The organism is Roseburia sp. AF20-18LB (assembly GCF_003461185.1).
Taxonomy (GTDB): Bacteria; Bacillota; Clostridia; order Lachnospirales; family Lachnospiraceae; genus Roseburia_C; species Roseburia_C amylophila.
Window position 1 is genome coordinate 835 of record NZ_QTWP01000026.1, and the last position, 1,818, is coordinate 2,652.

Annotated in this window: 2 protein-coding genes and 1 pseudogene; all 3 read left to right on the forward strand. The window is 38.3% G+C overall.

The genetic code is table 11. The annotated features are described in order from the left end of the window. Nucleotides 1-471: hypothetical protein (locus tag DWX65_RS14750; RefSeq protein ID WP_118173746.1), on the forward strand; the 471-nt coding region annotated here is incomplete at its 5' end. Nucleotides 472-533: 62 nt separating this feature from the next. After that, nucleotides 534-1,472 carry a hypothetical protein gene (locus DWX65_RS14755; RefSeq protein ID WP_008115713.1) on the forward strand — a complete coding sequence of 313 codons (939 nt, stop codon included), beginning with the start codon at nt 534-536 and terminating at the stop codon, nt 1,470-1,472. A 59-nt stretch (nt 1,473-1,531) separates the two neighbouring features. Further along, a pseudogene (locus DWX65_RS14760) lies at nt 1,532-1,818 on the forward strand (DUF4885 domain-containing protein); the annotation flags it as partial.

Sequence of the window (1,818 nt, forward strand, 5' to 3'; positions counted from 1 at the left end):
GTATCTGCGGAAAAGACATTTTATACGGCTGAAACACCAAAGGTATACCAGATATTCACAACAGATAATATGTTGTGGACAGGAGGTAATGGCACCGGTCTTTCTTATTGTCTTAAATATGCGGATGATTCGACGGATGAAAATCCGGTGGTGTTAGCGAAAGGTGTGGATGAAAATGGAAAAGAGTTTGAACAAAGAATATATATCAATGACGTTAATCCATCAAGTGCTACAGTAGTCGAAATGCGTGCATTGGAGGCACATTACAAAGTGGAGAAGCAGGGAGGTTTCACGTCTCTGCCGCTTGAAGCTGGTAATATGGGACTTAACGACAGAAGAGATTTTATCTCAATGTTCAAAAAAAGCATAGAAGATTTAAACAAATTGGGAAGGTTTGACTTATCGTTGCTTTGGACGAAAAGTATGGATACATATCTTAATTTGCCAAATGCAAATAGTAAGTATAAATAAGGCTTAGTTATTTGGACATAGAAGGAAAAGAGAATTTAGAATAAACGAAGGAGATTGAGACAATGCAGTCAATATCAAGTTATATTAATCCTAATACAAGAGGACTTACATCTAATTACAAAAATACAGCTATTAAAGATAAGGAAACCTATAATGAGGCGATGTCGCAGCACTTACTAAATCCGGTAGAAGATTTGGTTCAAGTGTTAAAAACACCTATAAAATTGGCGAAGAGTTCGTCACTTAGCAGACAGAATAATTCTGTTAATATTGCGGAAGGGCAAAGAATCCGTGTTAATGGAGGTCATGTGCTTACGGTTACGGCGCATGGAGTAGAGGTTTCTGGTGGAGATAATCCGTATGATACACAATCATATGTAAAAGCACAGAGAATGGCAGATGCATTGGCATCCATGCTGCGAAATGCAGGTGGGACAATGACTACTGTAGCACATTCAAAGGAGGAATATGCCCGGTATACAGAGGGAATTACGGATGTTATGTCTTATCTGGGTGTAGACACTTCCAAAGATTTTACGGTCAATGGTATGAAATATAGCAAAAATAAAGATGGTTGGTATGAGTCAGAAGCGAACAGTGATGCGCAGGCGGCATATGAACAGTTAAAAGCGAATAACAGAACCTACCAGTTTGCAGATGAAAAGACCAAAAAGCAGATTGCATATATTAGTGATTATTACCTTCAGACAGTGCCGGAGAGTGTAAAGGCGGCGTGGCAGGAAACATTGGAAGAAACTGGTTTTAATCCATTTCAGACGGATGTAACCAGTACATTAACGCAGTTATCTGTAGAGCAGGATTTTCTGACAGGTGGTGATGACAATATTTTTGGTGAAACGAAAGAAAGTTGTTTAGCAGCTATCGACAAAGTATTGGAGAGAATAGAAAATCCGTTGGCAGCAGTTACAGAGGAAAGGGCAGCATATCTGCAGCAGGAAAAAGAATTTTATACCGTACTGGCATCTAAAATAAGAGAATAAAATGCCGGGAGGAATTTAAAGATACAGATTATAAGACTTATATAAGGCAGGGGGATAATATGGTTACTGTAAATAATTCTGACTATTATAATAACATTCCAGCGGGCAGGGATTTAAACAACCTGCCCAATACTTCCAGTGCTGGTACAACTGTAGGTTATCAATATGATGGACTTACAGAGGAGGATCGTTTCGTACAAAAAGTTTTGCAGGAGCATTATGATAAAGTGTACAAAGAAAATTTGTCTCATTCTGATCCAATGGCATATATCGAATCAAAATATTGTGATGTGACCTCACCTAATTTTTGCTCATATATGACAGAAGACCAGCGTTCCATAGCTTA

Excerpts from the sequence above, each read along its gene's own strand:
- DWX65_RS14755 (WP_008115713.1), top strand. The coding sequence starts at position 534 with ATGCAGTCAATATCAAGTTATATTAATCCTAATACAAGAGGACTTACA.